The 7966-nt window shown below is 32.8% G+C and carries 4 protein-coding genes; 2 read left to right on the top strand and 2 right to left on the bottom strand.

Translation table 11 applies throughout. The features are described 5' to 3' along the window. Both IW20_RS24990 and IW20_RS24985 read right to left on the bottom strand, forming a co-directional pair. On the bottom strand, nt 1-2354 hold a 2354-nt coding region (locus tag IW20_RS24990), incomplete at its 3' end, for a PKD-like domain-containing protein (protein ID WP_035629035.1). A 1067-nt stretch (nt 2355-3421) separates the two neighbouring features. Beyond that, the gene (locus tag IW20_RS24985) at nt 3422-4417 is read right to left on the bottom strand and encodes a hypothetical protein (RefSeq protein ID WP_123869546.1); all 996 of its coding nucleotides are present in this window, start codon (nt 4415-4417) and stop codon (nt 3422-3424) included. A 756-nt stretch (nt 4418-5173) separates the two neighbouring features. On the opposite strand from IW20_RS24985, the gene IW20_RS24980 reads away from it, so the two are divergent. Together IW20_RS24980 and IW20_RS24975 are read left to right on the top strand one after the other, a co-directional pair. Then, nucleotides 5174-6892, top strand: coding sequence for an amidohydrolase (locus IW20_RS24980; protein ID WP_205625927.1), 1719 nt, complete (start codon nt 5174-5176; stop codon nt 6890-6892). Nucleotides 6893-7226: 334 nt separating this feature from the next. Then, a partial coding sequence (locus IW20_RS24975) for an SDR family NAD(P)-dependent oxidoreductase (RefSeq protein ID WP_035629032.1) occupies nt 7227-7966 on the top strand: 740 nt, incomplete at its 3' end.

Genomic DNA, 7966 nt, shown 5'->3' with positions numbered 1-7966 from the left:
GCTTGCGCAGCAGTTAATCCTGCAGTATCGCTACATTGTAATGTTACATCAAGAGATGCGGGAGCTGTTGTCCAAGTTGGAGCTGTTGTATCTTGTATGGTAATTGTTTGCGTAAATACAGTTGACTCATTCGTACAAACATCAGTTGCTTTCCAAGTATTTGTATATGTTCCGGAGTTTGCACAAGTTCCAGCAACGAAAGCACCACTTACTTTAGTATACGTTACAGTTCCACCACAATTATCAGTTGCTACAGGAGCATTTGCTTGCGCAGCAGTTAATCCTGCAGTATCGCTACATTGTAAAGTAACATTAAGCGCAGTTGGAGCCGTTGTCCAGATAGGAGCGGTTGAATCTTGAACATTAATTATCTTAGTGCATGTTGATTCACATCCATTGATGTCTTTGATAACTAAGGTTAGTGTAAATGAAGCGCCACAGTTAGCACCCGCAGTTATTAAAACTGTTTGGGAAGATGTATTACCATTGATAGTAGCATTTCCTGAAATTGACCAAGTGTAATTGCTCATTCCAGCAGGTGCTGAATAACTATTACCTGTTGAAGATGGGCAAATTGGACCATCTGGACCTGTTATTGAACATACTGGTAATGGATTAACTGTCACAGTTACTGTAAAAGTACTTCCTGCACAAGTTCCTGAAGTAGGGGTTATTGTATATATTACGTTTATCGGAGCATTGGTTGAATTAGTTAATGTACCGCTGATACTGGCAGCATTACTTCCTGCTGCTGTTCCTGAAATCCCAACTACATTTGGAGCTGCCCAACTATAGGTGGTACCAGCCGGAATTGTTCCATTGGTTCCATTAGCTGGTGTTACAGTAAAAGTACCTCCACTACATATACTAGTAGCAGTTATATTGCTCAATGTTGGTTTCGGATTTACCGTTACTGTTACCGTAAAAGTACTTCCTGAACAAGTTCCCGAAGTAGGGGTTACAGTATATATTACGTTTATCGGAGCATTGGTTGAATTTGTTAGTGTACCACTGATATTTGAGGCATTGCTTCCTGCCGCTGTTCCTGAAATACCAATTACATTAGGAGCTGCCCAACTATAAGTGGTACCTGACGGAACAGTTCCATTAGTACCATTTGTTGGTGTTACTGTAAAAGTACCTCCACTACATATACTAGAGGCAGTTATATTGCTCAATGCTGGTTTAGGATTCACTGTTACTGTTACGGTAAAGGTACTTCCTGTACAGATTCCTGATGTTGGAGTTACAGTGTAGACTACATTTATGGGAGCATTGGTAGAATTAGTTAATGTACCGCTGATACTGGCAGCATTACTTCCTGCCGCTGTTCCTGAAATACCAATTACATTAGGAGCTGCCCAACTATAAAGCGTACCTACTGGTACTGTTCCATTAGTTCCATTTATTGGTGTTACGGTAAAAGTACCTCCACTACATATATTAGTGCCAGTTATTGCTGTTATAACTGGTGTAGTGCAACACGAAGTTAAAGTTATATTATTAACTGTTTTAGTATTTGGAATAACTTGATTTGTTGGATCTGAGACTGTTAAACTGGCACTAAACGGACCAGCTGAAGAATAAGTAACAGTATAAGGGCCTATTGTTGTTAAACTAACTGGAGAAATTGTAGCAGCACCAGGAAATGACCAGCTATAATTAGTGTTTGGCTCAACTCCTGTTGAAGTACTGGTATAAAACACTTTTTGATAAGTACCTCCATCACAACTTTTATTAATAGAAAAATCGGCAAACAAAGGTGTTTTTACAATTATCCCACTTGAAAGTGCACTGCTGCATTTAGGTGGATTACAAGTAATTAAAGAAAGACTTTGGGCAGGCGTAATGGCCTGTCCACTTGTTTCCCATGATAAATAAATATTTTTTAATTCAAGGGATTGACCTGCGGTATAGTTTGTAATTTGAGCCATTCTGTATTTGGAACCGGCTGTAATTATACTTCCTCTAATTTTAATAGTTAACCTATCTGTTGCTGCACCAACAAAATTAGTGTTATCGAAATTTTTTCGAACTCCTCCAACCAGATAGTCAAATTGAAATAACAAATCATATTTGGAACTGTTAGACGAAACTGTAACCCAAATATACAATCCATTTACAGGATTTGTAATATAAGCCAAAGTAGCCACATTCCCAACATTATCGCCTAAATAAACATCTCCAAAATTTACATCTTGAGCATTACATTGATTAAATGAACAAGCTGGAGTTGTTGTTAATGAAGCGCTAGTATTATCGAAAGTAATATTAGTGTTTTGAGAATAACTAACTATTGTAGAAAACAACAATACCAAAAAAGCTAAAAACGGAATAAAAGTAATTTTTTTCATAATCTGTATTATTTAAATAAACCAGTAATTAATTTTTTATTAATTCTTTAATAAAAAAATATGGGATTGTTATGTCTTTTTAAGGACAACTTGAATATTTAAAAGCTATTGATTCACCTAAGCTAACCCTTGGATTTGTTTGTGAATAACAGTCTATTGTCGAAAATGACAGAATTAAAAAGTCTGTGGAAGTAGAGTGATTTTTCTTTTCATAGTTTTTTAGTTTAAAATTTATGAAATGTGTATCTTTTTAACAGAATCAAAGTTATATGTTCTGTTTTTAATAGTTGTTTTTTTTCTTTTAATAGCCTAAAAAGTCGTTGAAATGACATTTTTTTGATAAAAAAAATAAAAAATGAGCATTCAGTTTCTTTAATTAGACTCTTTTGTACATGAAAATTTATTGCAAAAAAAATATGTATAATGATCTGATTTTGTAATAATTGATTGTTTTATTTCATGTGAATAAAATACTGATAAAATACTTTTTTGTAAGTGAAATATTATTTGGTTTGGTAACCGAAATAAGAAAATAAAGTAGCTTTCCTCTTTTAAATTGGAGATATAAGTTTACGTGATTCATCAAGTTGAAAATGAAAAAGTTTTAATTTAAAAAGTAATTGTAGAAGGGTGTTCACTGTAGAAAGTTATTTCGGCAAGTTTTATGTTGATTGATAAACTTGTGATTGGAATGGCTTACAGATGGAGCGCTGCACTTAGTACGAATCCTCGAAAAAAAACCGAACGATAAAATGTTAGGATGTAAAGGCTTGAAAAAATATACATATTTGTGCATAAAAAAAGAGACAACTATTTACTAGTTGTCTCTTTAATAAATATTTATTGAGAATTCACATTAAAATTTAACTATTTCTGAAGTATAAATTTTAGGTTCAACTTTGATAACTTTCGGCACTATCTTCAGATTATCTAGAGTTTTTATTGAATGAAAGTGATAATACAGATAAGTATACTAAAGTATAAAAAAGTCTTTTTTCATAATATTGAAATAAAGTATTACTGCTAAAAGCTAAAATTAAGTTTAGTTTTTTTATTCTCACAGAGTTTTATAACCCAGCTCGCAAAGGTTTCTTGGCAATAGTCTTAGATGATCCTTTTAAGGCAGGAACTTTCTGAGTTCGATTCTGATTTTTTGTTGATCCGTTTGTCGCCTGATTATACTTACGTGTCTGAGAATCTTTGCCTTTATTATGATTATTGTCTCTCTGATCTGTAGTGCGTGCTGGCAGTTTATTATTTGTTTTATCTGTACGGTATTTACCAGAGTCTCTGTTTGCTATAACAGTATTTGAGCGGCTTCTGTCTATTTTATAATTATTATATACATTTTTGTTATTTATAACTATTGTATTTTTCCCTCCATAATGCCCTCCATGATAGTGATGGTGGTGGTGGAAATGATGATGACGATAAATAGCTATAGATATTACAGCATATGGCACATAATAAGGTGGATAATAGCCATAATAATATGGCGGATAGTAAGGAACGTAAGCTGGCGAATAAATATATTGCACAACAGGAACTGTCTCTACATTTACAGCTTGAGATGCGGAAACATTTTCAGTCACAGGATTTGATCCAGTGTAAGCAGGATTAGCAGTTATTGCTGCAGTTGCCGTTGTTTTCGGTTCAATAACATAATTTTTACCATACAAATCTTCGTCACCAATAATCTGAAGGCTGGTTTTTCCATTTTTATCTTTATCAACTAAGATAACAGCTACATCCTGTGTTTCGGTTTTGCTTACCGGTACCTGAAGAACAAATGTAAATGAAGAACCTTCCTTTTTTGAGATGACTTTGATAAAATCAACTTTTTTGTCTAGATTTAAATCAAGGTTGTTCGTTTTGTTTTTCTCTTCATTTAATGATTTCTCAAAATCTTCGATTGTCTTTGATTTTTGAAAAAGGTCTAAAACAGCATATAAATCCAGATTATCTCCTGGAAGTCCAAGAGCAGGAGCATCATTACTGGTCTGGCTGAAAATCGATTGTCCGAGCATAAATAATGCTGCTAAACAGAAAAGTAAATTTTTCATAATCATTTTTTTTAAGTTCTTAATAGGCTGATCATATCAGTTTATTGCTTAGCAATAAATTTGATTAGGATTGTTAGAGCAGTTTCCAAACACTGTGCCAATAATGGAGTATAAAATGATTTTAATGCAAATTTATAGAATATTTTAACTTTTTTATTAATGTTTTATATGTATTAATGTTAAAAAAGTGATATTATTTTTAAGTTTCTTGTAAAGGGAATTTTTTTGATATGTACGTATAGTTTTATTAATTATCGTTTCATGATTTTTATGGGCTAATTGATTTATAGATGCAAAACTAATTATAGACTATTTTTTACGTATCACAATAAATAAGTATTTTACTTATTTTTAAGTGAATTTGTAAGATAATTATTTGTGTTTTATTTTGCAGAGGTTTGTATGTATTATGAGGGTTAACTGTTAAAAATCGTTAATTAGACGAAGATGTTATTTATATTATATCATTTAGGAATATAAATTTTAGCAACAGAATTTGAAAACAAAAAGGGCAATAGGTGAAAATAAATTAAAATTAAAAGGAATTCCAAACATCTTTGAATAATAATTTCGATATAAAATGTAAAAGAAACGAAAGTGAGATTTTAAAATTTATCCTTTGTTTTTTATAACAAAAAAGGGATCTCTTTTATTTTTGTGCTATTTTTTCTTATATTTATTTGTTTTAATTATCTTGTTATTAGTTGTTTAAAAAGGTAAGTGTAAAAGTTATTTCTAATCAAAAAAATTAGCTTTATGAAATTAAGTAATCTTTTATTGGCAGTATGCATTCTTATAATCATTTCAAGTTGTAATAAAGAATCTAAGAGTAAAACAAGTGATGAAACGGCTACAATTTATTATGGTGGCGATATCCTTACCATGGATGGAGATAAGGAAAAATATGTAGAAGCTCTAGTCGTAAAAGACGGAAAAATTCTGTATGTTGGTGACAAAGATGAAGCTGTTAAATCAGCAGGAGAAAATCCAGTTTTAATTGATTTAAAAGGCAATACTATGCTTCCTGGATTTTTAGATCCTCATAGCCATTATATAAATTCACTTTCAGTTGCTAACCAATGTCAGCTATATGCACCACCTTCAGGAACAGGAAAAGACGTTGAAAGTATTATTACTGCACTGAAAGCATTTGTTGAGAAACATAATATAAAAAAAGGAGAATTAATAGTTGGTTATGGGTATGATGATACTGTAATGCCAAATGAGAGGTTGTTAAACCGAGATGATTTAGATAAAGCTTTTCCCGATAATCCTGTGCGTGTTGACCATGTATCAATGCATGGAACAGTACTAAATAGTTTAGCTTTAAAGAAATACGGTATAAATGACGAAACTAAAACACCGCCAGGGGGAATTATTGTTCGTAAGCCAGGAACAAATGAACCTTTTGGACTAATTATGGAAACAGCATATCTGCCAATAGCAGAGCAGTCTGAAAAAATGACTCCTCAACAGGAAATTGATTGGTCTAAAGCTGGACAAATGCTGTATGCAGAGGCTGGAATAACAACAGCTCATGAAGGGTTATCACACTTTTCACAAATTGAGACTATGAATAGGGTTGCTAACGCCGATGCTAATATTATTGACATAGTTGCTTATCCTTTTATTACTGATGTCGATAAAGTAATCGAAAAGATACCTTTATCAGAATGGGGAAAGTATAATAAAGGTTTTAAAATCGGTGGAGTAAAAATTACTATAGATGGATCGCCGCAGGGAAGAACAGCGTATTTTTCTACACCATACCTTTTAGGAGGACCTAGCGGAGAAAAAGATTGGAAAGGTGAACTTACATTTCCGCAGGAACAAGTAAATCAAATGGTAAAAAAAGTTTATGATTTAAAAGTTCCTTTGATCCTGCATTGTAATGGTGATGCTGCAATTGACAGTTTTCTAGCGGCGTATGAATATGCTAGAGGAGGGGATTATTCCAAACCATGGAACGTAACATCTATTCATTCACAATTTATTCGTAAAGATCAAATACAAAAATTTACTAAATATAAAATACGTCCCTCATTTTATACTTTACATACTTATTATTTTTACGAGGCTCATTTAAAAAATCGCGGATTTAAACAATCTCAATATATAAGCCCAATGAGAGATGCTATTGATGCAGGATTAAAACCTACTAATCATACTGATTTTGTCGTTGCACCACTCGATCAGATGATGGTATTGTGGTCAGCAGTAAATAGAATTTCTAGAGGAGGAGCAGTTGTTGGAGCTGATCAAAGAGTTGCACCATATGAAGGTTTGCAAGCAATGACTATTAATGTTGCCGCTCAATATGATGAGACAGATAGGAAAGGTAGTTTAAAAGCTGGTAAGCTTGCTGATTTAGTTATTTTGGATAAAAACCCTTTAAAAGTAAATAGTATAAAAATAAAAGACATTAAAATTTTGGAAACCATTAAGAATGGTAAATCAATATATAAAAGAGAATAAGGTTTAATGTTATTTATGCGATACTGTATTATAATGATTTAAGTGTGGTTTGAGTCCTGTCAAGTCAACCTTAACGGGTTTACAAACTGCTATTTATTGAAAAGCGGTTTGTATGTATCGTATGGATATTGTTTTATTACTTCGCTAAAAAAACATTTAGATTTATTATAATTTGATCTTGCTTCCGAATTGATTTAGTAATAGCTAACCTGCTTGCTTATAATTATACTAAATGCAATAAGTCCCAAAGGCTAGAGCAGAGGGTAACCATTATATACGTTGCCCACCCAACGGTTTATAATTAATCTTTATATTTGATCATTAAATTAATATAATGAGCGAAAAAACTAAACCGTATGCCTTAATAACTGGCGCCAGCAAGGGTATTGGAAAATCTATTGCTTACGAATTGGCTAAACAAGGTTACCCACTATTGCTTGTTGCTAGAAGTGATGAGGAATTAAAAGCATTATCTGATGATCTTCAAGTTAAATATGGTATTAATGCTTCTTTTTTATCGATTGATCTTTCTACAAATGGTGCATCGCTAAAAGTAATTGATTGGATTAAAATGAATAACTATCCAGTTGGCATTTTAGTAAACAATGCTGGTTATGGTGTGTGGGGCGATTTTAGTCAGTCCTCTCTAACCGATCAGCTTGGTATGATGCAACTTAACATGAATGTAGTTGTAGAACTTTCACATTTATTAATCCCAATACTTTCACAAGAAAAACAAGCCTACATTTTAAACATATCGAGCACTGCTGCATACCAAGCTGTGCCTACGCTAGCTATTTATTCGGCTACAAAGGCTTTTGTTTTATCCTTTACGCGCGCCTTGCGTTTCGAACTTGCACAAACTTCAATTTCAGTAACCTGTTTTAGCCCAGGCCCAGTTGATACAGGTTTTGCTTCAAGAGCTGGTTTAGACGCTTTTAGCAAAATGGCCAAAAAGTTTAATATGCAACCTGACGAAGTTGCAAAAATGGCAGTAAAAGCCATGTTCAACAAAAAATCAGAAGTTATTCCGGGTTTTACAAATATCATTTCGGTTTATGCCAACCGTATACT

This window comes from Flavobacterium hydatis (genome assembly GCF_000737695.1).
GTDB lineage: Bacteria > Bacteroidota > Bacteroidia > Flavobacteriales > Flavobacteriaceae > Flavobacterium > Flavobacterium hydatis.
Note: the sequence above shows the minus strand (reverse complement) of the source record. Positions and strands in the feature narration are given on the sequence as shown.